This window comes from Streptococcus sp. HMSC065H07 (assembly GCF_001837325.1).
Classification (GTDB): domain Bacteria; phylum Bacillota; class Bacilli; order Lactobacillales; family Streptococcaceae; genus Streptococcus; species Streptococcus salivarius_H.
Genome location: NZ_KV832038.1, coordinates 243,074 through 268,634, shown reverse-complemented (window position 1 = coordinate 268,634; position 25,561 = coordinate 243,074). Strand labels below are relative to the sequence as shown.

Annotated in this window: 25 protein-coding genes, 2 tRNA genes, 1 other RNA gene and 1 pseudogene; 3 read left to right on the top strand and 26 right to left on the bottom strand. The window is 40.3% G+C overall.

Annotation, left to right across the window (positions count from 1 at the left end):
* Window positions 1-29 precede the first annotated feature (29 nt).
* From coaE to argF, 18 genes and pseudogenes are all read right to left on the bottom strand, one after another.
* Window positions 30-623 carry a dephospho-CoA kinase gene (gene coaE, locus HMPREF2637_RS07435; protein ID WP_070839829.1) on the bottom strand — a complete coding sequence of 198 codons (594 nt, stop codon included), beginning with the start codon at window positions 621-623 and terminating at the stop codon, window positions 30-32.
* Window positions 620-1,441, bottom strand: a complete 822-nt coding sequence (gene mutM / locus HMPREF2637_RS07430) for a DNA-formamidopyrimidine glycosylase (RefSeq protein WP_037599239.1) — start codon at window positions 1,439-1,441, stop codon at window positions 620-622. The genes coaE and mutM overlap by 4 nt, the downstream gene beginning before the upstream one ends.
* 44 nt (window positions 1,442-1,485) lie before the next feature.
* A complete protein-coding gene (gene era, locus HMPREF2637_RS07425; RefSeq protein ID WP_013990908.1) occupies window positions 1,486-2,385 on the bottom strand; it encodes a GTPase Era in 900 nt (299 codons plus the stop codon).
* Window positions 2,386-2,407: 22 nt separating this feature from the next.
* On the bottom strand, window positions 2,408-2,812 hold the full coding sequence (locus tag HMPREF2637_RS07420) for a diacylglycerol kinase family protein (RefSeq protein ID WP_002890438.1): 405 nt from the start codon (window positions 2,810-2,812) through the stop codon (window positions 2,408-2,410).
* Window positions 2,793-3,290 (bottom strand): rRNA maturation RNase YbeY, encoded by a 498-nt coding sequence (ybeY, locus tag HMPREF2637_RS07415; RefSeq protein WP_037599238.1) that lies wholly within the window; start codon window positions 3,288-3,290, stop codon window positions 2,793-2,795. Before ybeY ends, HMPREF2637_RS07420 begins: the two co-directional genes overlap by 20 nt.
* Window positions 3,291-3,507: 217 nt before the next feature.
* Window positions 3,508-4,347, bottom strand: a pseudogene (gene licT / locus HMPREF2637_RS11175) (BglG family transcription antiterminator LicT).
* Window positions 4,348-4,448: 101 nt separating this feature from the next.
* The gene (gene recR, locus HMPREF2637_RS07405) at window positions 4,449-5,045 is read right to left on the bottom strand and encodes a recombination mediator RecR (protein WP_002889030.1); all 597 of its coding nucleotides are present in this window, start codon (window positions 5,043-5,045) and stop codon (window positions 4,449-4,451) included.
* A 140-nt stretch (window positions 5,046-5,185) separates the two neighbouring features.
* The gene (gene pbp2b / locus HMPREF2637_RS07400; RefSeq protein ID WP_070839826.1) at window positions 5,186-7,300 is read right to left on the bottom strand and encodes a penicillin-binding protein PBP2B; all 2,115 of its coding nucleotides are present in this window, start codon (window positions 7,298-7,300) and stop codon (window positions 5,186-5,188) included.
* Between the two features lie 121 nt (window positions 7,301-7,421).
* Entirely contained in the window at window positions 7,422-8,258 is an 837-nt protein-coding gene (locus HMPREF2637_RS07395) for an NAD(P)H-hydrate dehydratase (RefSeq protein ID WP_070839823.1), read from the bottom strand.
* A 3-nt stretch (window positions 8,259-8,261) separates the two neighbouring features.
* Window positions 8,262-9,116: a bifunctional methylenetetrahydrofolate dehydrogenase/methenyltetrahydrofolate cyclohydrolase gene (locus HMPREF2637_RS07390; protein WP_070839820.1), complete on the bottom strand. Its 855-nt coding sequence runs from the start codon at window positions 9,114-9,116 to the stop codon at window positions 8,262-8,264.
* Between the two features lie 140 nt (window positions 9,117-9,256).
* A complete protein-coding gene (locus HMPREF2637_RS07385; RefSeq protein WP_070839817.1) occupies window positions 9,257-10,033 on the bottom strand; it encodes an alpha/beta fold hydrolase in 777 nt (258 codons plus the stop codon).
* 154 nt (window positions 10,034-10,187) lie between these two features.
* A complete protein-coding gene (locus HMPREF2637_RS10920; protein ID WP_002890392.1) occupies window positions 10,188-10,328 on the bottom strand; it encodes a FeoB-associated Cys-rich membrane protein in 141 nt (46 codons plus the stop codon).
* Window positions 10,329-10,345: 17 nt separating this feature from the next.
* Window positions 10,346-12,484 (bottom strand): ferrous iron transport protein B, encoded by a 2,139-nt coding sequence (gene feoB, locus HMPREF2637_RS07380; RefSeq protein WP_070839814.1) that lies wholly within the window; start codon window positions 12,482-12,484, stop codon window positions 10,346-10,348.
* Window positions 12,481-12,957: a ferrous iron transport protein A gene (locus HMPREF2637_RS07375; protein WP_064523218.1), complete on the bottom strand. Its 477-nt coding sequence runs from the start codon at window positions 12,955-12,957 to the stop codon at window positions 12,481-12,483. The genes feoB and HMPREF2637_RS07375 overlap by 4 nt, the downstream gene beginning before the upstream one ends.
* A gap of 171 nt (window positions 12,958-13,128) precedes the next feature.
* A complete protein-coding gene (locus tag HMPREF2637_RS07370; protein ID WP_070839811.1) occupies window positions 13,129-13,863 on the bottom strand; it encodes an amino acid ABC transporter ATP-binding protein in 735 nt (244 codons plus the stop codon).
* Window positions 13,863-14,543, bottom strand: coding sequence for an amino acid ABC transporter permease (locus tag HMPREF2637_RS07365; RefSeq protein ID WP_070576369.1), 681 nt, complete (start codon window positions 14,541-14,543; stop codon window positions 13,863-13,865). The genes HMPREF2637_RS07370 and HMPREF2637_RS07365 overlap by 1 nt, the downstream gene beginning before the upstream one ends.
* A gap of 314 nt (window positions 14,544-14,857) precedes the next feature.
* On the bottom strand, window positions 14,858-15,088 hold the full coding sequence (locus HMPREF2637_RS07360) for a DUF1797 family protein (protein WP_002885970.1): 231 nt from the start codon (window positions 15,086-15,088) through the stop codon (window positions 14,858-14,860).
* A gap of 68 nt (window positions 15,089-15,156) precedes the next feature.
* Entirely contained in the window at window positions 15,157-16,137 is a 981-nt protein-coding gene (gene argF, locus HMPREF2637_RS07355; protein WP_064523215.1) for an ornithine carbamoyltransferase, read from the bottom strand.
* A gap of 242 nt (window positions 16,138-16,379) precedes the next feature.
* Between argF and HMPREF2637_RS07350 the strand changes: the two genes are divergently transcribed.
* The 3 genes from HMPREF2637_RS07350 to HMPREF2637_RS07340 all read left to right on the top strand — a co-directional run bounded on the left by HMPREF2637_RS07350 (window position 16,380) and on the right by HMPREF2637_RS07340 (window position 19,563).
* Window positions 16,380-18,650, top strand: a complete 2,271-nt coding sequence (locus tag HMPREF2637_RS07350) for an ATP-dependent Clp protease ATP-binding subunit (RefSeq protein ID WP_070839808.1) — start codon at window positions 16,380-16,382, stop codon at window positions 18,648-18,650.
* A 142-nt stretch (window positions 18,651-18,792) separates the two neighbouring features.
* Window positions 18,793-19,251 (top strand): NUDIX hydrolase, encoded by a 459-nt coding sequence (locus tag HMPREF2637_RS07345; protein ID WP_070839805.1) that lies wholly within the window; start codon window positions 18,793-18,795, stop codon window positions 19,249-19,251.
* 9 nt (window positions 19,252-19,260) lie between these two features.
* The gene (locus HMPREF2637_RS07340; RefSeq protein ID WP_002885967.1) at window positions 19,261-19,563 is read left to right on the top strand and encodes a DUF1827 family protein; all 303 of its coding nucleotides are present in this window, start codon (window positions 19,261-19,263) and stop codon (window positions 19,561-19,563) included.
* 45 nt (window positions 19,564-19,608) lie between these two features.
* On the opposite strand, the gene HMPREF2637_RS07335 is transcribed toward HMPREF2637_RS07340, so the two are convergent.
* The 8 genes from HMPREF2637_RS07335 to HMPREF2637_RS07300 all read right to left on the bottom strand — a co-directional run bounded on the left by HMPREF2637_RS07335 (window position 19,609) and on the right by HMPREF2637_RS07300 (window position 25,451).
* Window positions 19,609-20,571: a Gfo/Idh/MocA family protein gene (locus HMPREF2637_RS07335; RefSeq protein WP_070839802.1), complete on the bottom strand. Its 963-nt coding sequence runs from the start codon at window positions 20,569-20,571 to the stop codon at window positions 19,609-19,611.
* A gap of 99 nt (window positions 20,572-20,670) precedes the next feature.
* On the bottom strand, window positions 20,671-21,906 hold the full coding sequence (locus HMPREF2637_RS07330) for an aminoacyltransferase (RefSeq protein WP_070839798.1): 1,236 nt from the start codon (window positions 21,904-21,906) through the stop codon (window positions 20,671-20,673).
* Complete coding sequence (locus tag HMPREF2637_RS07325) at window positions 21,884-22,567, bottom strand: TVP38/TMEM64 family protein (protein ID WP_002890375.1); 684 nt, start codon at window positions 22,565-22,567, stop codon at window positions 21,884-21,886. The genes HMPREF2637_RS07330 and HMPREF2637_RS07325 overlap by 23 nt, the downstream gene beginning before the upstream one ends.
* An 82-nt stretch (window positions 22,568-22,649) precedes the next feature.
* Complete coding sequence (locus tag HMPREF2637_RS07320) at window positions 22,650-23,270, bottom strand: DUF3862 domain-containing protein (protein ID WP_070839795.1); 621 nt, start codon at window positions 23,268-23,270, stop codon at window positions 22,650-22,652.
* Window positions 23,271-23,315: 45 nt separating this feature from the next.
* Window positions 23,316-23,665: a transfer-messenger RNA gene (gene ssrA, locus HMPREF2637_RS07315) on the bottom strand.
* 251 nt (window positions 23,666-23,916) lie between these two features.
* Window positions 23,917-23,988, bottom strand: a tRNA-Arg gene (locus HMPREF2637_RS07310).
* A 68-nt stretch (window positions 23,989-24,056) separates the two neighbouring features.
* Complete coding sequence (gene rpsA / locus HMPREF2637_RS07305) at window positions 24,057-25,259, bottom strand: 30S ribosomal protein S1 (RefSeq protein WP_003094841.1); 1,203 nt, start codon at window positions 25,257-25,259, stop codon at window positions 24,057-24,059.
* 120 nt (window positions 25,260-25,379) lie between these two features.
* Window positions 25,380-25,451, bottom strand: a tRNA-Gln gene (locus HMPREF2637_RS07300).
* Window positions 25,452-25,561 lie beyond the last annotated feature (110 nt).

Genomic DNA, 25,561 nt, shown 5'->3' with positions numbered 1-25,561 from the left:
TTCACTATCCATTATATCACAATGACTAGCTATGAGGAGCTAGGTAAATCAATTATTGCGCTCTTCACCTTCTCCTTCAAATCATCGAGACTACCGTTATTATCAAGAACCAAGCTGGCATAAGGCTTTTTCTCTTCTAAAGACATCTGGCTAGCGATACGCATACTAGCTTCCTTTGAACTTAAGTGATTACGTTTCATCAAGCGTTGGCGCTGGACCTCAGGTAACACTGCCACCAACCAAATCTGGTCAAACCAGTCCTGATACCCATTCTCAATAAGTAAGGGAATATCCATGAAAAAAACATCTTCTTTCTTGGCCAAACAATCCCTTTGAGTTGCTAGTTCCTCTCGAATAATTGTCCCTTGAATCTCAGCAGACCGATGTCTCATCTCCTCATTCGAAAAAATCAGTTGCCCTAGTTTAGGACGATTCAATTCTCCATTAGGAAGGAGAATCTCCTCTCCCAACCAATCAAGCAAGGCACTATACAAACGGCCTCCTTTGGCCTGCATATCGTGGACAAGCTGATCAGCATCAATGACCTTGTAACCTGCCTCTTTAATCATTTCAACAACCGTTGATTTTCCTGAAGCAATACCACCTGTTAACCCAATAATCATCGTTTCTGACAATGAGGACACAAATGTGTCCCTCTCCCTCCTAACTTGATTTTCTCAATTGTGCTTGCGCAGCGTGGACAAGGCTGTCCCGTTTTTCCGTAAACCTGCAAATAGTTCTGCATGGTTCCGTCCTCACCAAGGGCATTACGATAGGTCCTTATGGTTGAGCCACCTTTTTCAATGCCAAGCTGTAAAATGGCAATCGTTTGATCATGGACCCGCTTCATGGCTGCCTTGCTGAGTTCCTTTGCTGGCGTTTCAGGATGAACCTTGGCCGCCCAAAGCACCTCATCAACATAGATATTTCCTAGACCAGCCACCAATTTTTGCTCCAAGAGGAGACTTTTAATGGGCTTTGCAGAACTCATCAAGGCTCTCTCAAATAGAGCGTATTTAAAGGTCTTCTTAGTAGGCTCAGGACCAAGCTTTTTCCTTGTAAAATAAGTCTCCTCTTGACTTTTAGCCAATAAATCAAAGGTTCCAAACTTGCGGACATCTTGATAGACGAGGGTGGAGCCATCATCTAACTTAAAAAATAAGTGAAAATGCTTGTTGGTAGGAACTTGATCTGTAAACAGCAGGTATTTTCCCTCCATACGCAAGTGGGAAATCATAATCAACTGTCCAAAGTCAAAAATCAAGTACTTGCCTCTTCGTCGCAGGGCTTGAATGGTTTGACCAGGTAAATCAGTTAAAAAACTATCGTAGGAGGTCTTAATCATTTTTGGAACCTTGACCTCAAGCGACAAAATAGTCCGACCTACTACTAACCTTTCTAAACCTCGTCTAACCGTTTCTACCTCAGGTAACTCAGGCATCTGCTCCTCCTTCTAGCAAGAAAGCCGAGCAAGTGCCCAGCTTTTTAATATTCTTTTTCATTGTAACCAAAATCAGCCAAATCAAGTTTTTTATCACGCCAATTTTTCTTAACCTTAACCCAGGTTTCAAGGAAGACCTTGTCCCCAAGCATGACTTCAATATCTTTACGAGCAAGGGTACCAATTTTCTTGAGCATGGAACCTTGTTTACCAATAACAATCCCTTTTTGGCTGTCACGCTCAACCATGATTGTCGCACGAATATGAATCTTATCCGTGTCTTCATCACGCTTCATCTCATCAATGACAACCGCAACGGAGTGTGGAATTTCTTCACGTGTCAACTGAAGGACTTTTTCACGAATCATCTCTGATACCAAGAAACGCTCAGGGTGATCGGTGATTTGGTCCGCTGGGAAATATTGGAACCCTTCCTCAAGGTTATCACTCAAGACATCCACAAGGTGGGAAACATTGTTCCCTTGGAGGGCAGATATCGGAATAATCTCCTTGAAATCCATTTGTGTACGGAAATCGTCAATCTGCTCTAAGAGCTGATCTGGATGGACCTTGTCAATCTTATTGATTACCAAGATAACTGGAACTTTAGCTTGTTTGAGGCGTTCGATAATCATATTATCACCCTTACCACGAGGCTCATCCGCTGGTACCATAAAGAGGACTGTATCAACCTCACGAAGGGTTGAATAAGCAGATTCCACCATAAAATCCCCAAGAGCCGTCTTAGGCTTGTGAATCCCTGGGGTATCGATAAAGACAATCTGTTCCTTATCGGTTGTGTAAATTCCCATAATTTTATTACGGGTTGTTTGAGCTTTATCACTCATGATAGCAATCTTTTGCCCCATAACATGGTTCAAAAACGTTGATTTTCCTACATTAGGACGGCCGAGAATAGCCACAAATCCTGATTTAAATGTCATATAACTTCTTTCCTATTTCGTTTTAATTGAAAATTAAGTGCCAAATTTTGGGTATGAAAACAATCATCCCCGTAATGACTGCATAACAAGAAACCACTAAAACAGCACCAGCGGCCATATCCTTGGCATTTTTGGCTAGCATCGAAAAGTGATAATTACTAGCTAAATCGACAACATTTTCAATGGCAGAATTAACAATCTCTAGGGCAATTACGAGAAAAACTGCCATCAAAAGAAAGAGCCATTCTGTCGCAGACACACGGAAAATCAAGCCAGCCAATACCACCAAGATAGCTGAAACCAAGTGCTTGCGCATATTGCGTTCTTCTTTAAAAGCCGTTATTATTCCTGTCAGAGCAAACTCAAAACTAGCTGTAAATTCTCTATTTTTCCACTTTTTTTGTGGATTATTGTCGCGTAAGTCCATAAGCAGTCAAAATTTCTTCCTGTAATCCAAACATTTCCGCTTCTTCTTCTGGGGTGTAATGGTCATAGCCATTGATATGGAGAAAACCGTGAACAGCCAAGAAACCCATCTCACGTTCAAAACTATGTCCATAATCCTCAGCTTGTTCATGAGCCTTATCAACGGAAATAAAGAGTTCACCGATATAACTATCAAACTCTCCCATCATTTCAGCTAATTCAGGATTTTCAGCCAACTCTTCCTCATCAAAGCTAATATCTAATTCAGGCTTATACTCCAAACTAATGACATCCGTTGGACGGTCTGTATCACGATATTCCAAGTTTAGTTCGTGGCTGCGTTCGTTGGTTACAAATGTAACAGCCATTTCCTTGTCTTCCTTGCCAAGTTTTTCTGCTGCAAAATCTAGCAACTCCAAAGTTTGTTCTTTTAATTTCTCAGAGACTTGTCCAGTCTCGTCAATCATTTCAATATACATAAGATTCTTTAGGAACGGCTATGCTCACTTCAAGCACAGAACCGCTCGCTTCCTTTCACTAACTCATTAGCTTTTTATAGAAATACTCAAATACATAGAATCCTAACTTTGAGTATTTTTAGTTTAATATTAATCACCTCATTATACCATAAGGACACAGAAAAAGCAGACTTAAGCCTAATTGTCTGCTTTTTGTATGGCCTCTCCGTGAATCAATTTACTTATCCAAACTATCCTTAAGACGTTGAATATGAATGGTTAAATAGACCTGTTCGTCCAAACTCAATTCAAAAGTATAACCTGTCTTAATATAGTTAGCAATCTTTTGGGTACAGATAAAGGATTCTGGATAATTTACCCTAACCTGCTCGTAAAGAAAAGCATCATTTTTACCACCACTAACCCCACTCACAATCCGTTGCGCTAGATAGCGAAGATGTGTAATAAATCGGTTATAAGAGAAACTATCCTCCTCCAAATCACAACCAAAATGAAGACGGACAATGTCACTAATTCCAACCACAATTTAAGTCATCTGTCGGTCTTTTTCATGGAGACCCGCATCCTTTTGTGCATTGACAAAATGTAAAGCGACAGAGGCAGCCTCATCATCTGCCAATTTAACTTCTAAATCCTTGGCAATCAAACGAAGAGCTTGTTTTCCAATCTCATACTCCCGAGGGTAAAATTTTCGAACCTCCCAAGCCAAGGGATTCTGCAGAGGAATACCTTCTCCACTTCTTTCAATGGCGTAATGTAGGTGGTCAGCTAGGGCGATGAAAAAAGAGGGGTCAAACTTGGTTTGTAAGACAGCTTCAGCAAAAGTAAGGATATTCAAAAAGACCTGCATTTCACCTTCAGGCAAATTGACATAAACACGAGACCATTCATCTACTGCCTCTGTATTTTCCAAAACAAAAGTCTTTTCAATCTTTTCCTTATCAACAAAGTCTCCGACCTTCTTTTGAAAGCCCAGTCCCTTGCCCATGACAATGTATTCCACATTATTATCCAAAGCCTGAACAACATTGTTGTTTAAAATCTTTTCAATCTGCATCATGATCCCTCGTCATTAAAGCGTTTACTTTATTTTACCAAATTTTTAATGAGAAACCTACTTACTGCAAACGAAAAGCGCTGGACTTACCAACACTTTTCCTAAAGTTCTGTTCGATTTTCGATAGCTCTTAGCAAGGTCACTTCATCAGCATACTCGATGTCAGAACCAACAGCCAAACCACGCGCTAAACGAGTCACCTTGATTCCCGCAGGTTTGAGGACACGTGAAATATACATAGATGTTGCCTCACCATCTGCTGTTGCATTAGTAGCAATGATAACTTCGTCAACCTCGCTATCCATAAGACGAGTAATCAAACTTTTTAAGTTAATATCATCTGGTCCAACACCATTCATAGGGGAAATAAGCCCTTGAAGCACATGGTAGAGACCACGGTATTCCTGAATCTTTTCCATAGCTGAAACATCTTTGGAGTCTTCAACAACCAAAATCTTAGTACGGTCTCTCGTTTCATCTGTACAAATATTACAGGGGTCATCATCTGTCAAACGACCACAGACCGAACAATAAGTCAATTCACGTTTTGCTGCCAAGAGGTTTTTTGCGAAATCATTGACATCTTCATCAGACATGCTAATGGTATAAAAAGCTAGGCGTGTCGCTGTTTTAGCCCCAATTCCAGGGAGTTTTGAAAAGCTATCAATCAGCTTCGCAATTGGAGTAGGATAAAGCATGAAGGCCTCCTGTTCTTTATATTTTTTTATTCATCACTTATCTTTTGTCACTTTCATGGATAAGTCTTTACCCAAGAACAAATACTCAAACACTATATCACAGAAAAATCCCTCGTGCAAGGCACAAGAGATTTTCATATTTAGTGAGTATTTTGATAAAGCTCCATGATAGATTTTACCGCATTTTGTCGGGCCTTGCTCTTAGAATCTAGAGCGTGTGGATACATAATACCTACAGCCAGCTTAGTGCCATCTTTGGCAGTCGCATAGGCAACCGCATTAAGGTTAACCGTTGTTACAGAATTACCGGAACCATCCGTCGCATATGTTTCGCCTGTCCCTGTTTTACCACTAATCGGAATGATAGAACTTGCCATAGCTTTACCAGACGCAAGGCTAGAGCCAGAATTGACCACATCATTGAAACCTTGTTGGATAAGGCCTAATTGCTCAGAATCGAGAGGTAAGGTATTTAATACACGTGTATCTACCGTTGAAGCTAGAGTTCCTAGACTACCATTAGCTCCTGCATCGTAGATACCTCCAACAATATGGGGTGCTACACGTTTACCACCATTGGCAATTGAAGCAACATACTGAGCCAGCTGAATGGTTGTATAAGAGTCGTACTGACCAAAGGCCTCTGTCAAGACGTTGGCTACATTGTAATTCTTAGAAATGTAACCTTCTGATTCTCCAGGTAAATCAAGTCCTGTAGACACGCCCATACCAAAATCAGCATAGGTATCACGAAGTGTCATCATGGCCTTATCCATATTATCAGTCGACAAGGCCATACCTGGAACATACTGTTGGCCAAGTAGTTTAATTGCAATCTGTACCATATAGGTATTTGATGAGTATTCTAGAGCCTGTGTCGCGGTAATAGCACGGCTACCTTGGTCTGTAAACCAAGATGTGATAGGGGCTGAACCGGCAATGTTAATTGGTTGGTCAGTCAAGACCTGATTCCCATAGATAGCACCTGAACGCCAACCAGCAGTTAAGGTTGCCCCCTTAACAACAGATCCCGGAATGAAGACATCAGTGATTGTGCCTAAGGCATTGGCCTTAAAATCTTGTGCTCCTTGCTCGTGTTTTTGCCCTGCCATAGCAAGTACAGCACCAGTGTCAGCATTCATAACCACTGCATACATTCCTTCAGAATAGGTTGCTTTATTCTCTGAAATCTCTGAAGAAAGCTGTTGACCTAGGATATCTTCAACTCCCTTTTGGAAATCAAGGTCGATGGTCAACTGCAGATTGTTCCCCTTGCTACCCTTTTGAGTGATTTTATCACTAGCAACTTTGCCTTCCTTGTCTACTGTAATCTCACGAACAGTATGTTTTCCTTGTAGTTTCTCCTCGTATTCTTTTTCTAGATAAGACGTTCCTACACGGTCATTAAGAGCATACCCTTTTTTGAGGTACTCCTTGGCATCTTCTTGTGGCAAACCTGCTTCTGAGCTTGAGACTTTCCCGATGAGAGGTGACAAGGCTGAATCAACCGTATGACGTTCCCAATCCTTAGCAACCGTAATACCATTGAGTTCCTTCTGTTTAGCTGCTACAATCGCAATTTGTTCAGGCGTCAAGTCTCCTGTTTTCAATGTGACTGTTGAGAAATTAGAAACAGCATTCATCTGTGAGTAAATGTAGACAATCTTAAGCTCATCCTCAGTGTAATCCACTGCTTCATCAGGAACTGCATCAACAGCATTGTTGTAAATAGTAGCTTCAGCTAATTTATTACCAAATTTATCTGTTTTCTTGTCGTTTGGAAGATCATTAACAACACGCTTATAAGTGGCAGAATCCGCAAGATAGAAATCTCGTTTTTGACGTGCTGTTACCTTCGTTTCCGTCAGAGTCACCATGGTCGCCAACTTTTCAGCAACCTTCTTCATCGTATCTGATGACACCAAATTGCTACGTGTGAAGGTGATAACATCCTTACTCTGGTTGGTCGTGAGGGCAACCCCTTTAGCATCAAAAATTTGCCCACGTTCGCTTGCAATCCTAACTGTATACTTAGAATTATCCTCTAATTTCTTCGTATAAAACGATTTGTTATAAACCTGCATATAGGTCAAACGTGCAAAAAGCAACAAAAAAAGGACAAAGACTACACCAAAAAGCAAGTAAACACGACGGGAGATGTTTACTGGCTTTCTAGGTTTATTCGCTCGTTTTTCTTTTCGTTTTTGGCGCCGTTTTTCCCATTTTTGACTGAGTTTTTTCGAAAATGATGTCACTTTTTTTCCTCTATGTTCTCATAAAAATTCTCTTTTATTTTATCACAAATAAGCTTTAGCAAACTTAAAAAAATGTCGAAATCTAAAAAAACTTGCCTCAATATGAGACATGTTTTTTATATTATAATGACAACTTTTTCATCCAGCTAGGAATGGCTTTACTGATACGAGTCGGTAAAACCACATAGGCATTTTTAGCCAGATCATCTGCGATAGCTGAGTGAAGCCAGACAGCAACTGTAACTGCTTTATATGAGTCAATTGAAGCGAATTGGGCCAGAAAACCAGTAATCATACCAGCCAAGGTATCTCCCATGCCTCCTGTAGCTTGATAGGGCCCACCAACTTCTAAATGAGCTACTGTTTCACCTTGATAGACAGCGGTCTTGTGACTCTTGGCAACTAGGATTGTCCCAACTTGGAACTCTCCCAAGGCTTTCTGGGTGTTAGAGACTGTCTGCTCTGGAATCCTTAAACCAGACAAGCGTTCCCATTCTTTTTGATGTGGGGTAAGAGAAAGGTGACAATCTGGTAGGTCCTTCTTAGTCTTCTTAGCCAAAAGATTAAGAGCTGAACCATCAACAACCAAATTCTGATCTGCCTTAATATTTGCTAGCACTAAGTCCATAGCTTGACTAGCTGCACCATCCTCACCTAGGCCAGAACCGATTAATACCACATCAGCTGCCCTAAGATTCTCAAGAAATCTTTCAGTCTCCCTAAGGTCAAAAGCCATGGCTTCAGGGAGATGGGCATGAAGGGCTGTGATATTGTCACGATCCGTAGCCACTGTGACCAGGCCTGCCCCACTATTGACACAAGCTATGGCAGCCATAATAATGGCACCACCATAAGGGTAAAGCCCACCAACTAAAAGCACTCGACCGTAAGAACCCTTATGGGACTCTCTCAAGCGAGGTTTTATCACTTGCCTAGCTAAATCGTCATCAACTTTCATAAACTATCCTTTCGCACTACGAAGAGCAGCTTGATAGGTCTGTTCCATAAGCATGGTAATGGTCATAGGGCCTACACCACCTGGAACAGGCGTGATCATGCCAACCTTATCTTTCACTTGATCAAAATCAACGTCACCACAAAGTTTGCCTTCTTCATCACGGTTGATTCCCACATCAATGACAACGGCACCCTCTTTGACATAGTCTTCTGTTACAAATTTTGCACGTCCAATAGCTACAATCAAGACATCTGCCTTGCTACAAACCTTAGCCAAATGCGGTGTTCGTGAGTGGGTCAAGGTAACTGTCGCATTTTTTTCCAGAAGAAGCTGAGCCATAGGTTTACCAACAATGTTACTACGTCCGATAATAACTGCTGTCTTACCTTCCAATTCAACATTGTACTCACGAAGGATTTCCATAATCCCAGCAGGTGTGCAAGGTACCATTTGACGACGACCATTCCAAAGATTACCAGTATTCATAGGATGGAAACCATCGACATCTTTTTTAGGATCAATAGCCAAAAGAATACGCATTTCATTAATATGATTTGGCAATGGCAACTGAACCAAAATACCATGGAAAAGCGGATCCTGATTATATTGTTCAATAACTTCAATCAATTCTTCCTCGCTGATACTTTCAGAAAGGTTGACTGTCTGGCTATGGAAGCCTGCCTTTTTAGCAGCACGTTCCTTGTTGCGCACATAAACCTGACTAGCCGGGTTGTCACCAACCATAATTACCACTAGTCCTGGCACAATCCATTCCTTTTCTTTAAGGCGTTCTACCTTTTCTTGCAATTGATCCTGCATTTTAGCAGCTAGGGCCTTACCATCCATTATTATCGCCATGGGTGTTCTCCAATACATACTTTTTTTCAATTATACCATAGTGAGAGCTCTTTGTGACTAAATTTTCAAAAAGACATCTTAAATACGAAACTAAAAAAGCTGGAATCACCTTCCAACTTTTTTCTGATTATGCTTCGTGACTAGTCCACAAAACCATTTTGCTGACTCCAGCCCTTAATAACCTTCAAGGTCTTCTGCTGGAATTTGCCACTTTCATACATGTGATCTGCACCCGTTAAGGAGACAAGAACGGAATCACGGTAGTTCTTAGCCGTTCTTCTGGCAATATTAGGATGAGTCATCTTATCCTTGGTTCCTGAAATAACGAGAACAGGACATGAAATCCGACTAAAGTCAACGTAAGCTGCTTTTGTCTTATCAAACCAATGAAGAGCCATCTGAGTATAAACTTTTCCTGATTCAGGAACCAAATCAGCAAAAACTTCCTCTTTCAAAGATTCCTCTTGTTCATTCATGCAATACTTGAAAAACTCCTTTTTATACGGAGGCATGGCTTTTTTCCAAAATCCCCAGCGTAAAAAGTGTTTGCCAAAACAAGCTAACATGGATGGATAAAAGGCAAAAATATCTGCTGTCGGAGCAGGCCCCATAAGAATCATACCAGCAACCTCTGTCTTTTCAGCAACCATTTGAGCCACCAGACAACCTAAAGAGTGTCCCAAAATAAGTGGTGGTTGGTCTAGACTTTCAATCAAAGCCACTAAATCATCTCGATAGTCCTGCAAGGTAACAGTCCCAACCTTAGCTAGGCACTCTTGATAAGGTAGGTCATGGTAACGAAAGCTAGGTGTATGCACCTTATATCCCATTTGACGTAGACCTGTCGCAAATTCTCCCCAAACATTGCCATCACACCAGGTCCCATGAATTAGGACAATCTCTTTGTTCAAAACCATTCCTTATACATCTCCCTTTTTTGTTAAAAATTTAGATTATTTACCTATCTTATAGTATCACACTTCCAACCTAGATACCTTTATACATTTCTTACAATCGTAAGAAAATGGTCTCTTAAATGAATAAGAGACCATTTTTCTATATATTATTTTATTAGCGATTAGCCTTATGCATTTCTTCCTTAACCGGACAAGAACACTCGCAATCGCCACAAGATCCTTTTCCTTTGATATAGTGACGGATGCCAAGACCAGCTAAAGCAAAAATAATGAAAGCAATGATAAAGGTAGACATAACAATTCCTCCTAAACCTAAATATGAGCTTCTTGAAGATTATCCAAGCTAATGATTTGATCCTTAATCTGACGTGGTTTACGAACAACAAAGTAAATCATCGTTACTAACAGCAAGAAAGCAACAAAAGTCCAAATTGTCATTGACTTGCCGTACAGGATGACTTGGCCAAACTGGTAAAGGATTAAACTCACACAATAAGCTAGACCTGTTTGGAAACCGATAGCCCCAACCGTCCATTTAAGATTGGCCATTTCACGCTTAATAGCTCCAATAGCCGCAAAACATGGCGCACAAAGCAAGTTAAAAATCAAGAAGGAATAGGCAGCTAGGGAAGAATAATCTCCTCGCAGAGCCTCAGCCAGACCCGCCTCACTGCTATTATGATAGAGAATACCAAAGGTGGCAACAACGGTCTCCTTGGCAGCTAAACCTGTGAGAGCCGCAACTGTTGCCTTCCAATTTCCAAATCCGAGTGGGTCAAAAATCCAAGACAAGCCCTTACCTAAAGTCGCCAAAATGCTAACTTCCGTATCTACAGTATGTAGGGTAAAGTTGTAGTTAGACATAAACCAGATAAGAACGGTCAAACTGAAAATGATGGTTCCCGCACGTTTGACAAAACTCATAGCCTTACCAATAGCATAACGCAAGACCGACATGGCTTTAGGCCAGTGATAGGCAGGCAATTCCATAATAAACGGACTGGTTAAACCACCTAAAAAACTCGTCTTTTTGAGGGCAATACCCGATAGGATAATAGCAGCCATCCCAATAAAATAGGTACTTGGTGCTACTAAAGAATTACTAGGGAAGAAAGCTCCAGCAATCAAGGCAATAATTTCCAACTTGGCCGAACAAGGCATGAAGGTTGCCGTCATAATGGTAATGCGACGGTCCCTTTCATTTTCAATAGTTCGACTAGACATAACCGCTGGAACCCCGCAACCTGTCGAAATCAACATGGGAATAAAGGATTTTCCAGAAAGCCCAAAACGTCGGAAAATACGGTCCATAACAAAGGCAATACGACTCATATATCCAATGTCCTCAAGCACACCCAAACAGATAAAGAGCACAAAAATTTGAGGAAGGAATCCTAGTACTGTCCCAATCCCAGCGACGATTCCATCAACAATCAAAGACTTAAGCCAGTCCTGAACTTGAAGAAAGTCAAGACCAGAAGTTACCAAATCTGGAACATACTTACCAAAAAGCACATCGTTAGCCCAGTCTGTCCACATAGTTCCAACAGTTTGGATAGATAAGAAATAAACCAAATACATAACTGCTGCGAAAATTGGTAAAGCCAAAATACGGTTGGTAACAATCCTATCAATCTTATCTGACAAGGTCAGGGCAAAATCTTCCGTATGACTTTGAGCCATCTGACAAACACGTTCAATAAAGGCATAACGCTCATTAATGACAATTGACTCCGCATCTTCTGTGAAAATTTCCTCAGTGATACGAATGATATCTTTGATTTCTTTTCGTTGGAATGGGGACAAGTCTAGCTCAGCCTCAACTAAAGCATCGTGTTCAAAGAGTTTAATGGCATAAAAACGCGCAGACCTTTGTGGCACCGAATTTCCCAAGACTTCCAAAATTTGTGAGATAGCAGCTTCTAACTTATCGTCATAAATTGGAAAGGCAATATCACCGACTGTAGAAGTCGTCGTATGGGCTGCCTTCTTCACTACCTGATCCACACCAGTTTGCTTGAGAGCACTAGTAGCTACTACTGGGACGCCTAGATGATAAGATAATTTATCAACATTAATTTGTTTTCCCTGAGCCTCTAAAACATCACTCATGTTAAGTGCTAAAGTGACTGGAATACCTGTCTCAATCAACTGCGTTGTTAGATAAAGGTTACGCTCCAAATTTGTCGCATCGACTACATTTAAAATGCTGTCGGCCCTTTGGCTCAACAAATAGTCACGCGCTACCTTTTCTTCAGGGCTATAGGGCGACATTGAGTAAATCCCTGGTAAATCCTGGATTTCTAAATCCTTATTTTTTTTGACCAGACCACTTTTTCGTTCTACAGTTACACCCGGCCAGTTACCAACACGCTGATTGGTCCCTGTTATCAGGTTGAATAAACTGGTTTTACCACTATTAGGATTACCTATTAATGCAATTTCTGTCATTTTTCCTCTCCCTCGTCCAGCATGACCACACTAATCATTTGCGCTTCCGACTTGCGTAAGGTTAATTCATACCCTCTCAAGCTAATTTCTAGAGGATCTCCTAAAGGGGCTACCTTACGCAATAAGACCCGAGTACGCTTTGTAATTCCCATATCCATAAGACGCCGTTTGGTCTCATTTGCTGAAAAAATATCAGTAACGATAGCCGAACGTCCAACTGGTAATTCAGAAAGAGGTATCTTTTCCTGATCTTCCTCTGCAGGTGCCAAATCAATCTTATCTAGAATCGAAGCATCAAAGGCTAAGCGACTCCCCTTTACGATAATAATAGCACTATTCTTGGTCTTAGTTACCACCTCAATCATTTCACCGGCAGCCAGCCCTAGGTTAGATAAGTGCAAAAGACTATCCTTAGGGAGGTTAATGCCAAGAATCCGATAAGGCGTTTTTAAGGCCGCATCATATATGAGCATTTTTCTTGACCTACTTTATTATTTTTGATATGGCATCATTATAGCATATTTATCCATCTTTTCCGCAATATTATCCTAAACAAGAATGATTCTAGAAAAGCAGAACACAAAAAGAAAAGGCCGGAAAAGTTCCAGCCTTCACAAACAATGTATACATACTTAATGAATATCTTACAAAACCTTACTCAAGAAATCCTTAGTACGATCTTCCTTAGTATTGTCGAATATCTCTTGTGGTGTACCTTCTTCGACAATAACACCGCCATCCATAAAGATAACACGATCAGCCACCTCATAAGCAAAGCCCATTTCGTGGGTAACGATTGCCATTGTCATCCCTGATTTAGCAAGGTCTTGCATAACTGATAGAACTTCACCAACCATTTCTGGGTCAAGTGCTGATGTTGGTTCGTCAAACAAGAGAACGTCTGGATCCATAGCCAAACCACGTGCAATCGCAATACGTTGTTGCTGACCACCTGATAGACTTGTTGGGTAGGCATCTGCCTTATCTTTCAAGCCAACCTTTTCTAAAAGTTCCATAGCCTTTGCTTCTGCATCAGCTTTAGAAACACCCTTGGTTTTAATCGGTGACAAGGTGATATTTTCCTTAACGGTCATGTTCGGGAAGAGGTTAAACTGTTGGAAAACCATTCCCATTTTTTCACGCATTTTGAAAATGTCGTTATTCTTATCTGTAATATCCACACCTTCAAAAGAAATAACGCCTTTTGTAGGTTTCTCAAGTAAGTTCATTGAGCGTAGGAAGGTTGATTTTCCTGATCCTGAAGGACCAATGATAACCACTACTTCACCCTTTTTAATATCTAGATCAATCCCTTTGAGAACTTCATTCTTACCAAAATACTTGTGAAGATTTTTAATCTTAATAATTGTTTCTGCCATTATTTACGTCCCTCCCCAAGTCGTTTTTCCATTTGTTTCAAGAGTGCCGTCATAGCTGTTGTTACAATCAAATAATAGAAGGCTGCGAACAAGAGCGGCGTCAAAGTCAAGTAGGTCGTTGTTGCAACAGTTTGTGCACCATTCCACAATTCCATAACCCCGATGGTTTGCAAGAGTGAACTATCCTTGATAATAGTGACAAACTCGTTACCTAAGGCAGGCAAGATATTTTTAATAGCTTGAGGCAAGACCACATAACGCATGGTATTCCATGGACGGATACCAAGTGAGTAGGCTGCTTCAATCTGGCCTTTAGGAATAGACTCGATACCTGCACGTACGCTCTCAGAAATATAAGCACCACTGTTCAAAGAAAGGACGATAATACCCGGAACGATACGTGACAAATCAAGGTTTAAAATCCCAAACTGCACAGTTGGAAGGTTCATGTGGATGAGGTTAAAAGCAATCATAATCTGCACAACCATAGGAGTCCCACGGAAAACCCAAACATAAAGGCTTACTAGCCACTCCAAAGGTTTGATTCCAGAACGCTTGGCCAAGGATACCAAAACCCCGAGGATGGTTCCGAAGAAGACCACGCAGACCGAAATCATAATTGTTACTAAGACACCATAGTTAAAGTAAGACCAAAACTGCGGTAGAAATGAAAAATTCATCTAGATACTCCTTACTAATATTCTTCAATATTATATCAGAAGACTGTATAAAAATAAAGTATTTTCTTATAAATGCGATATTTCAGTATAAAAACTAAGTTATAGACATCGCTATCAAATCTCTCAAGCAAGACACCTCAAGTCCTCCTAAGATGACATCTTCCCAAAAGGTTTGTCAATGATTTCAAATACTGCCTATTTTGGTAACCCATACAAGCATTACCCGATGCTTTCATCCTGATAAAAATGCCTGAAACTATCGAGTTTCAGGCATTCTGAATTTTTGGAACCTTGCAAAGTCCCCAAATGATTTATTAGTAAAGCAAATCGTAGATTTCCATTGCAATCAAGTCGATGCTATCAAATGAATAAGATTCACGTGCTTCAACGTCACGCAATGTGAAAACTGGACCATTTTCAGGATCGTTGCTAAATGATACCTCGGCAACAACCACTCCTTCACGTTCGAAATTACGTTTCAAATTACCACCATCAGCCGCCATCATTTCAAGACGGTTAATGATTCTCACCAAATGTGATTCCATGTTATTTCTCCTATTAATTGTGTATTTCTTACTTATTTTATCACACTTATGGGAAAAATGGGGGAATTTTAAATATTTTTCAAGGAATTGTACATAATAGCCTTGATAGAATGCATACGATTCTCAGCTTCTTGGAAGATGATATCACTGTATTTTTGGAAGACTTGATCAGTGATTTCTAACTCTGCCAAACCATATTTGTCATAGATTTCTTGCCCAATTTGGGTATTAAGATCATGAAAGGCTGGGAGACAATGCATAACGATGACATCTGGATTTTCCGTCTTGGCAAGTAGGTCTTCATTAATTTGATAAGGCAGGAGTAAATCAATACGAGATTTAAAGTCTACTTCTTCACCCATAGATACCCAGACATCTGTATAAAGCATATCCACTCCCTTAACCTCTGAAATATCATCTGTAATGGTTAAATCGGCACCATTATTATGTTTCTGAGCTAGAGCTACAATTTCATCTTCGGGTTGCAGCACCTCTGGGGCAATAATCTTAACATTAACCCCTAAAATAGCCGAAGTGACCAAAAGTGAGTTGGCCATATTATTTCTACCATCTCCAATATAGGCAATAGTCAAGCCTTCCAAACTACCAAAACGCTCCTTCAAAGTCATGAAATCCGCAATCATTTGCGTTGGATGCCAGGTATCCGTCAAACCATTCCAGACCGGAACTCCTGAGTACTTAGCCAAATCCTCGACATCTTCTTGCTTAAACCCACGGTATTCGATTCCATCAAACATAGAACCAAGCACCTTGGCTGTATCAACTACAGATTCCTTTTTACCTAACTGAATGTCTCCAGCACCAAGGTAGGTCACATTCATACCTAGGTCCTGACCAGCCACTGTAAAAGCTGAGCGAGTTCTTGTGGATGTTTTTTCAAAAATCAAGGCAATATTTAAGCCATCTAAATATTTATGCGGAATTCTCTCCTTCTTTAACTGTTTAAATTTTATAGATAAATCGATCAACTCCTCAAGTTCCTGCTTGGTAAAGTCGATTTCTTTCAAAAATGATTTAGCTTGTGTCATAGGTATCTCTCTTTCGTTCTGAATAATATAAAAACATTATATAATATTTATACATTTTAGACAAGCGTTTTTGAATTAAAATTCAACGTTAGCACTCTTGTTAAGAGAGTGCCAAACCTAGATGCTTTTTACTTGCAATCTACCTTCCGCATGCTATAATGGAGTCATAGATTTGACCTTTTTTGACCAAGATTGTTTTCAATAAAGGTCTTTCCCAATTCAGATAGAAAAGAGGTACTGATATGCTCTGTCAAAACTGTAACCTTAATGAAGCTAGTATTCATTTGTATACCAATGTAAACGGTAATCAGCAACAAGTTGACCTCTGTCAAAATTGTTATAAAATCATGAAATCTGACCCAGAGAACCCCCTCAATCAATTCAATCAAACAGGAGGTTCCAACTTCTTCGATGATTTCTTCAGCGACCTAAATAACTTCCGTTCTTCTAACGGCGATCTTCCCAATACACCTCCAACACAAGAAGGTGGTAACCGAGGAAACGGTGGCAATACACAAGGGCCAGGCCGTCCAGGAGGACCACGCCAACAAGCTCCTCAACAGCCACAAGGTCTTCTTGAAGAGTTCGGCATTAACATCACTGACATCGCTCGTCGTGGAGACATTGATCCTGTTATTGGTCGTGACGAGGAAATCATTCGTGTCATCGAAATTCTTAACCGCCGTACCAAGAACAACCCCGTCCTCATCGGTGAACCCGGTGTCGGTAAGACTGCTGTTGTTGAAGGCCTAGCTCAAAAAATCGTTGACGGTAGCGTGCCACAAAAACTCCAAGGCAAACAAGTCATCCGTCTTGATGTGGTCAGCCTGGTTCAAGGGACTGGTATTCGTGGCCAATTTGAAGAACGCATGCAAAAACTCATGGAAGAAATTCGTCAACGTCAGGATGTTATCCTATTTATTGATGAAATCCATGAAATCGTAGGAGCTGGTAATGCTGGTGATGGCAATATGGATGCTGGAAACATCCTAAAACCTGCTCTTGCTCGTGGAGAACTTCAACTGGTCGGAGCAACAACACTCAACGAATACCGCATCATCGAAAAAGATGCCGCCCTAGAGCGTCGTATGCAACCAGTTAAGGTTGACGAACCAACGGTTGAGGAAACTATCACTATTTTGCGTGGGATTCAGCCTAAATATCAAGACTACCACCACGTCAAATATACGGACGAAGCGATTACTGCAGCTGCAGAATTGTCCAACCGCTACATTCAAGACCGCTTCTTGCCAGACAAGGCCATCGACCTTCTGGATGAAGCTGGTTCGAAGATGAACTTGACCCTCAACTTTGTTGATCCTAAAGATATCGACAAACGTTTGATTGAGGCTGAAAACCTCAAGGCTCAAGCTACTCGTGACGAGGACTTTGAAAAGGCTGCCTATTTCCGTGACCAAATTGCCAAATACAAGGAAATGCAAAAGCAAACCATCAAAGACCAGGATATGCCTGTCATCACCGAAAAACATATCGAAGCTATTGTGGAACAAAAAACCAATATTCCTGTCGGTGATTTGAAAGAAAAAGAACAATCACAACTTCTTAGTCTTGCCGATGATCTTAAATCACATGTTATCGGACAAGATGCTGCAGTTGATAAGATTGCTAAAGCTATCCGCCGTAATCGTGTTGGATTGGGTGCTCCAAACCGCCCAATTGGTAGCTTCCTCTTCGTAGGTCCTACAGGAGTCGGTAAAACTGAGCTCTCTAAACAATTGGCTATTGAACTCTTTGGTTCAGCTGACAGTATGATTCGTTTCGACATGTCAGAATACATGGAAAAACACGCTGTTGCTAAATTGGTTGGTGCCCCCCCAGGATATGTTGGTTACGACGAAGCTGGTCAGTTGACTGAAAAAGTCCGCCGTAATCCTTATTCACTTATTCTTTTAGATGAGGTTGAAAAAGCTCACCCAGACGTTCTTCACATGTTCCTCCAAGTACTTGACGACGGTCGTTTGACTGATGGTCAAGGGCGCACTGTAAGCTTCAAGGATACCATCATCATCATGACATCAAATGCTGGTACTGGTAAAGTTGAAGCTAGCGTTGGCTTTGGAGCTACTCGTGAAAATCGTACCAATTCTGTTCTTAACCAACTTGGAGATTTCTTCAGTCCTGAATTTATGAACCGCTTTGACGGTATTATCGAATTCTCTGCCCTTAGCAAAGAAAATCTCCTTACTATCGTGGACCTCATGCTTGATAATGTCAACCAATGCTTGGCTAACAACGGTATCCACCTCAGTGTAACTGAGAAAGTTAAGGAAAAATTGGTTGATCTTGGTTACGATCCTAAGATGGGTGCTCGACCACTACGTCGTACTATCCAAGATCACATTGAAGATGCTATTACCGACTTCTACCTTGAAAATCCAAACGAAAAAGATCTCAAGGCAGTCATGACTTCAAAAGGCCACATTACCATTAAGTCTGCTAAAAAAGCCGAAAAAGCTACTCAAAAAGCTGAGGCAGCAAAAGAATCTGATTAAACAAATAAACCAAGTCATTACGACTTGGTTTATTTATCTTTTCATTTCCTATTTTCAAATTTATCCCTAATTCTGCCTAAATCAATAGGAAAATGAGCAAAATTTTAGTATAATATAGGCAAATAAACGTAAGGAGCAACTCATGAATCCAACATTTGGTGACAAGGTTGAGGGAGCTCATTATCAAACACGTTACGGTGTTTATGCTGTGATTCCTAACCAAGAAAAGACAAAGATTATTTTAGTCCAGGCTCCTAACGGAGCTTGGCTTCTCCCAGGTGGAGAAATCGAAGCAGGCGAGGATCACTATAGCGCATTAGAACGCGAGTTAATTGAAGAACTTGGGTTTACAGCCACTTTAGGACAGTACTATGGCCAGGCTGATGAATACTTCTATTCAAGCCACCGTGACACTTACTATTACAATCCAGCCTATATTTATGAAGTTGTAGATTTTTCAAAAATTGGCAAACCTCTCGAAGATTTCAATAACCTGGCCTGGTTTCCAATTGATGAAGCCATTGCTAAACTTAAACGTGGCAGCCATAAATGGGGAATCGAACAATGGAAAGCAAACAACATAACAACTGGCAAATCTTAGGAGGAAACTATGAAACTCATTAATACGACCCGTACACACCAAGAACTCGTTCAAAACCAACTAGACAACACGGATGCCTTTCTCGTAGAGACCTACTCTGCTGGGAATACTGATGTTGTCTTTACACAAGCACCTAAGCATTATGAACTCTTGATTTCAAATAAACATCGTGCTGTTAAAGACAACGAATTAGAAGTTATCCGTGAATTCTTCCTCAAACGAAAAATCGACAAAGATATCGTTTTGATGGACAAACTTAGAACAGTACACACTGACAAATTGATTGAGATTTCATTCCCAACAACTGTATAAGACAGAACAAGCAATGGCCAACACCACTGCTTGTTTTTTAGTATGTCACAAAGCTTTCGAAGCTTGATCCAGAACTTCCATAACCTGACGACTATGTTCCAACTGCTGGGCAACACTGTCAAAATCCTTGGTCGCCACCATCTTTTCAAAAGCTACAAATTCATCATACATACGATGTTGTGGACTATTAAGATTGACAACTCTCTCTTTCTGACCATTGAGAGTGACTCCAATTTCAGGAAGAGTGTTGGTTGCACCAAAAATAGTAATAGCTCCCTTATCCCCTTGAATAGTTGAACGAATCTCCGCACTACAGTCTTTAGCTCCAATGGCAACAGCCTTAAAGTTACCATAGTCCAAAACTAGAATTCCTGACGTATCCACTCCTCGCTCCACATTAGGTAGATATTCCACACGATTAGGCTTACCAAAAAGGCCAACAAGAAGGTGAATATTATAGATATTAAGATCTCTAAGTGCTCCCCCACCCATTTCAGGGTTGAAGACAGGAGCAATTTCCCCATGTTTGAAGGCATCGTAACGTGATGAATATTGGGAATAATTGATATTCACAATCTTAATATCCCCAATATCAGACAAGGCTTCCTTAATCGCTGTAAAATTAGCCAAATATTGATTGGTAATAGCCTCCATCAAGAGTAGCTTTTTTTCTTGAGCAAGCTTAGCTAGCTCTTCAAACTCTTCTAAATGAAGGGTGAAGGGTTTCTCACAGATAACATGCTTTCCAGCCAAAAGTGCTTTCTTAGCATAGTCATAGTGGGTATGATTGGGCGTTCCGACATAAATCGTATCAACTTCTGGATTAGACAAAATTAACTCATAATCACTAGTCGCCTGAGATAAGCCATATTGTGTAGCTAGGGCTTCTGCCTTATCGAGCGATCGTGGTGTCGACATTATAGCCTCCAGCTCAATTCCCTCAATAGTCGTTAACACAGGAAGAACCTCTGTCACAATCATTCCTGTCCCTAATAATGCAAGTTTCATCAACTTACCTCCTTCTTCCTCTAAACTCTCTTACTATACGGCGTAATTCTATAAACAGAACTATAATGAAAGAGGACTCAAATAGAAACCCTCTAAAATTTAAGAACGGCCAAGCAGTTTCTTAACTCCTTGAATCGCTTTATATTTAAGCGGTTGTGGATAATAACGGAAGGTTCCCATCTTGCGAACGATATAACCATTAAAGTTTTGTTTAAATCGCAAAACCCCATCTGAACCATCAAAGATCCCCATAATACCAAGGAAGTTATAGAAAGTAATCTCACGTTTAATGGCTTGGGTCATCACATACTCTTGTAAGAGTGCTGGCGCATAAAACTTATTAAACTCCGGATAAGATCCACTAAAAAGATAAACAGCTTCTTGAGGAGTATAGACAAAAAGACTGCCAGCCAAAACAATATCTTCCTGACCATATTTATCAATAAAAGCAGTCGCTTCGCCCTTTCGAACATCAAAGGTCTCAAACTGACTTGATAACTCTCTTAATTGGTTTTGTTTTTTCTCAGATTTTGGGTTAGCCTCTAAATCAGCCTGTAATTTGACAATTCTAGCTCCTAACTTCGCTTGATCACTTTCCAAATGGTTATAGTAATCCTGAAAATTCAAGGTAGCCACCATAAAATCAGCATTGTCACCAAAAGCATCATAAAAATCTTGGTAATAATCTAGGGACTTGTCACTATACTCACGACGATCAGAGGTCGCCGAAGTGATTTCTTTAAAAATAGATAACTCATCACGTTTCAGTTTTTTCAACTTAATCCCGAAAGTTTTGGCTTTTTTAACCAAAGGCTTCCCTTTTTTACTGAAAGACTTGATAAGATCTTTTTCTTCAATCCCAGATAAATCCTTAACATAGTGCCAGTCAGGCTCACCACCAGGATAACCTGTCTGTAAACCATCAAAGCTATAGCCTAAATCTGTCAATTGACTAATCAATTGCTTCTGCTCTTCACCAGTTGGTTCACCATTACTATCAAAAGTTTGATAAGTATCATAAGGCTTGATTAACAGCTCAAGAGCACCATTTGCCTTAGCATAATCCTTCAAACCCTGATAAAAGTCACTCAGATGAGCTGTATTTAAGTGAATCGGTCCACAATTCACCTCCATACGAAGCCCACCAGTCATAGGCATGCTGTAGACAATTGCTGAGACTTCTAGTTGTTTTCCTTCTTTCCAAGCGACATAGCTAATGCTAAATCCACGTTTTTCAAGAAGCTTAGCCATTTCCTCCGTTTGCATAAAAGAACGCTCAGACACTTGTTGAGCATGTGTGTTAAATTCTTCTTTAGTTACTTGAATGAAGCTCATTTTTTTCCTTCCTAAAATGGATAAAGTAAATGACGAGTGAGATAAAGAGCAAGATGGCAAGTACTGCCACTAATGGTATTCGAATCGGACGGATATTAAGCAACAAATCTCCACTAACTGCATAAACAATCGAGACTGGCGTCACTCCAATAAGGGTTGCTAAAATCCTCGTCCTTGTGGGTAAATTCATCTGAACACAGGCATAATTGACCAGAGCTGATGGTATAAAAGGAATAGAGAAGGCTAAAGAAATCCCAATAAAACGATGCTTAAAGTTTTCAATATAGTTTAGGAGTTTCTCCATACGTTTGGACTTCTCTGGCTTTTCAAGTCTTCTCAGAATTTCAAAACTAGTCAAATTTCCAAAAGTATTACCAATAATATTCATCGGAATCGCAAGCAAAGGGCCATAGAGTAGCCCAACAAAAATACAAAAAATAGAACTTGAAACTCCAGGAATAGCTGATGACAAAATCATAAGACTAATAAGGATAAGTGCATTTTGGAAATTAGCCTGCTTAAAAACTTCTCTTAAAAAGGCTTGATCATGCTTAGCGTTGATCCATTCCTTGATTAAGGGGATGAAGTTATTTAAAAGAGGCCATAAGAACACCAGTATTAAACCTGCTATCCCTATAAAAAATAGTCTTTTTTTGGTCATTACATCTCCACAATTTTAATCACTCCTTTTATTATAACAAAAAAATGCCTTCATTGATTTAGAAAGGCATTTTTTACTGTGATTACTTGTTAATCAAATTTGCTTGTGACTTGTTTTCCAAGGCACCATTTTTAAAGTTAAGGGTAAGGCTACCTGTTTCACCCTTCTTAGCGACAAGATTCGAAGACCAGAGAGCCTGTGTCATTGTTGCATCTGAAGAGACAGCGATTGAATAAACATCGGGTGTGCCAAGCGTTTTGACAGCATCATCATAGCTAGTTCCATTTTTGAGGTTTTCATACACCTTCAGTGTGATTTTAGGATCACGGACGTAAGAAAAGTTTGAAATTGACTTAACGACAGTGCTATTGTTAAAGAGTTTCGCTGTAACCACAACATTGTCATACTGCCAATTATAAACATCAAGCTTAGCATCTCCTGCTTGCTCTTGACCAGTTGATGAGGGTTCACCAAACCAGCCCTTCAAGCTATCAAGATTTGAGCCTCCTGAGAATTCTTGAGAAGCATTTGCCATGGTGATTTTATCAAAATTCTGGCGAACATTCCCATGCTTAACAGTTAAAATCTTTGAAGCCTCATTATCCAGAGATCCCTTCGTCTCAGTTTTAGACGAAGATTTTCCACAAGCAGCTAGAGTAAAAAGTGAGAGACCTAAAACGGTCAAAGACAAAAGTTTTTTCATAATAAATTCCTATATACACAAATAAAAGGCTGACGCCTCAAGTATTTATGGAGCCGGTGGGAGTCGAACCCACGTCCAAACACCTGCCAACATATTCGTCTACAACCATAGGTTATGTCTTTCATTTAACAGATAGACGACACATAACTCAAGCCTTCTATCTGCGAGCCTATAAATCTCTTTTCAACCAGCTAGGCAATGGTCAAACGTAGCTTATAAATCAATAAAACCTCTAAACAAACATAAGCAATCTGCTAGAAGTCACGCGAGCAGGTGTTTAGGCTGCTACAGCGTAAGAATTAGTATTTTTTGCAGTTATATTTAACTGAGCGTTTACGTCGCCACACGAGTCGCAGAATATGCCTCATAATGCCTGTCGAATCCGTAACGACCCCAATATGAGATACTGAGTATTATATCAAATTATTTAATAAATTGCAAAAGATTAGCCAAACTGTCTCCCCCAATAAATCCACTATAGAGACGCTAATACAGTAGTCAACTTTGATTTTAGGATAAGCTAGTAGCCATTCATCTGTATGTTTGCCTTTTTCCTTTCAACACTAAAAGATTTTACATAATAATTTCTCTAAAACTTAGCAAGAAAAAAACGTTGAGCGAACAAGTCTTTCAACGTTTTTCTTTTTGCACCCTAAGGGAATCGAACCCCTATCTCAAGAACCGGAATCTTACGTGATATCCATTACACTAAGGGTGCTAACAGTATACTATTATAGCATACTCTAAAATAGAAAAAAAGACATGTTTCCATGCCTCTTTTTTATCTTACAATTCGATATCTCCGAAAAGATCCGCCATTGAGAATCCAGATTGAGTTTCTGGAAGTTCGTAGTCACGTTTTTCTTGACGTTTTGGACGACGTGGACGTGATTGACGTTTTTCGTTGTTTTCGCCTTCAGCGTTAGCTGGACGTTCTTCAAGAGCTTTGATAGAAAGCGATACACGTTCTGCATCAGCGTTTACTTCAAGAACTTTAACAGTAACGTCTTGACCTACTGAAAGAACATCTTTTGGATTTTCTACACGTTTGTGTGAAATTTGAGAGATGTGAACAAGTCCATCGATACCTGGCAATACTTCAACGAAAGCACCGAAGTCAGTCAAGCGTTTAACTTTACCTTCGATTACATCACCAGCAGCAAGTTTTTGTTCAACGCCATCCCATGGTCCAGGTGTTGTTGCTTTAAGTGAAAGTGATACACGTCCTGCTTCTTCGTCGATAGCAAGAACTTTAACTTCAACTTCATCACCTACAGATACAACTGATTTAGGTGAAACGTTACGTTCGTGAGACAATTCAGTCACGTGAACAAGTCCGTCAACACCACCAAGGTCGATGAAAGCACCGAAGCTTGTCAAACGAGCAACTTTACCAGTTACGATTGAACCAACTTCAAGTTTAGAGAAGACTTCTTTACGAGCTTCTGCAGCTTCTGCTTCAACAACTTCACGACGTGAAAGGATGAAACGGTTTTCAGCTGGATCAACTTCTTTAATTTTAGCGTCAAATTCTTGACCTACAAATTGTTCAGTGTTACGAACAAAACGAGTATCGATCATTGAAGCTGGAATAAATCCACGAAGACCTTCAAATTCAACTGAAAGTCCGCCTTTAACAGCGCGTGTTCCTTTAACAGTAACAACTTCTTCTTCACGACCAACAAGTTTATCCCAAGCTTTGCGAGCTTCCAAGCGTTTTTTAGATACAAGGTAAGTTACAGTATCAGTATCTTTACCAACAACTTGACGAAGAACAAGCACTTCAAGTGTTTCACCAACTTTAACAAGGTCTGCAACGTTTGCGTCACGGTCGTTTGTCAATTCACGACGTGTCAAAACACCTTCGATACCAGTTCCTTCGATAACAACATTTGCTTGATCATTATCTACTGAGATAACTTCAGCTGTTACAACGTCACCTGTGTTAACTTCGCTAACACTGTTTAGCAATTCTTCAAATTCGTTCATTCTAAAAAGATCCTCCAACAAGAGCCAGCCAATTCTGACCCTTGATAACAATATATTTTTAAAGGTACCCGCAAAGACAATGGTTAACATAGACGGTGCCAATGCACCCGATACCTTTTACTGGGGTAGCTGGATTCGAACCAACGCATGAGGGAGTCAAAGTCCCTTGCCTTACCGCTTGGCTATACCCCAATAGCAAAATGCTATAAAAAAACATCTAAGTACTTGATATCGACTATCCCGATTCAGTTTCTTAGACATGGAGAGAGAGGGATTCGAACCCCCGAACCCGAAGGAGCGGA

Coding starts and splice junctions, on each gene's coding strand:
- coaE (WP_070839829.1), bottom strand. CDS start 623: ATGATTATTGGGTTAACAGGTGGTATTGCTTCAGGAAAATCAACGGTT.
- mutM (WP_037599239.1), bottom strand. CDS start 1,441: ATGCCTGAGTTACCTGAGGTAGAAACGGTTAGACGAGGTTTAGAAAGG.
- era (WP_013990908.1), bottom strand. CDS start 2,385: ATGACATTTAAATCAGGATTTGTGGCTATTCTCGGCCGTCCTAATGTA.
- HMPREF2637_RS07420 (WP_002890438.1), bottom strand. CDS start 2,812: ATGGACTTACGCGACAATAATCCACAAAAAAAGTGGAAAAATAGAGAA.
- ybeY (WP_037599238.1), bottom strand. CDS start 3,290: ATGTATATTGAAATGATTGACGAGACTGGACAAGTCTCTGAGAAATTA.
- recR (WP_002889030.1), bottom strand. CDS start 5,045: ATGCTTTATCCTACTCCAATTGCGAAGCTGATTGATAGCTTTTCAAAA.
- HMPREF2637_RS07395 (WP_070839823.1), bottom strand. CDS start 8,258: ATGAAAGTTGATGACGATTTAGCTAGGCAAGTGATAAAACCTCGCTTG.
- HMPREF2637_RS07390 (WP_070839820.1), bottom strand. CDS start 9,116: ATGGCGATAATAATGGATGGTAAGGCCCTAGCTGCTAAAATGCAGGAT.
- HMPREF2637_RS07385 (WP_070839817.1), bottom strand. CDS start 10,033: ATGGTTTTGAACAAAGAGATTGTCCTAATTCATGGGACCTGGTGTGAT.
- HMPREF2637_RS10920 (WP_002890392.1), bottom strand. CDS start 10,328: ATGTCTACCTTTATCATTGCTTTCATTATTTTTGCTTTAGCTGGTCTT.
- feoB (WP_070839814.1), bottom strand. CDS start 12,484: ATGACAGAAATTGCATTAATAGGTAATCCTAATAGTGGTAAAACCAGT.
- HMPREF2637_RS07375 (WP_064523218.1), bottom strand. CDS start 12,957: ATGCTCATATATGATGCGGCCTTAAAAACGCCTTATCGGATTCTTGGC.
- HMPREF2637_RS07370 (WP_070839811.1), bottom strand. CDS start 13,863: ATGGCAGAAACAATTATTAAGATTAAAAATCTTCACAAGTATTTTGGT.
- HMPREF2637_RS07365 (WP_070576369.1), bottom strand. CDS start 14,543: ATGAATTTTTCATTTCTACCGCAGTTTTGGTCTTACTTTAACTATGGT.
- HMPREF2637_RS07360 (WP_002885970.1), bottom strand. CDS start 15,088: ATGGAATCACATTTGGTGAGAATCATTAACCGTCTTGAAATGATGGCG.
- argF (WP_064523215.1), bottom strand. CDS start 16,137: ATGACACAAGCTAAATCATTTTTGAAAGAAATCGACTTTACCAAGCAG.
- HMPREF2637_RS07350 (WP_070839808.1), top strand. CDS start 16,380: ATGCTCTGTCAAAACTGTAACCTTAATGAAGCTAGTATTCATTTGTAT.
- HMPREF2637_RS07345 (WP_070839805.1), top strand. CDS start 18,793: ATGAATCCAACATTTGGTGACAAGGTTGAGGGAGCTCATTATCAAACA.
- HMPREF2637_RS07340 (WP_002885967.1), top strand. CDS start 19,261: ATGAAACTCATTAATACGACCCGTACACACCAAGAACTCGTTCAAAAC.
- HMPREF2637_RS07335 (WP_070839802.1), bottom strand. CDS start 20,571: ATGAAACTTGCATTATTAGGGACAGGAATGATTGTGACAGAGGTTCTT.
- HMPREF2637_RS07330 (WP_070839798.1), bottom strand. CDS start 21,906: ATGAGCTTCATTCAAGTAACTAAAGAAGAATTTAACACACATGCTCAA.
- HMPREF2637_RS07325 (WP_002890375.1), bottom strand. CDS start 22,567: ATGACCAAAAAAAGACTATTTTTTATAGGGATAGCAGGTTTAATACTG.
- HMPREF2637_RS07320 (WP_070839795.1), bottom strand. CDS start 23,270: ATGAAAAAACTTTTGTCTTTGACCGTTTTAGGTCTCTCACTTTTTACT.
- rpsA (WP_003094841.1), bottom strand. CDS start 25,259: ATGAACGAATTTGAAGAATTGCTAAACAGTGTTAGCGAAGTTAACACA.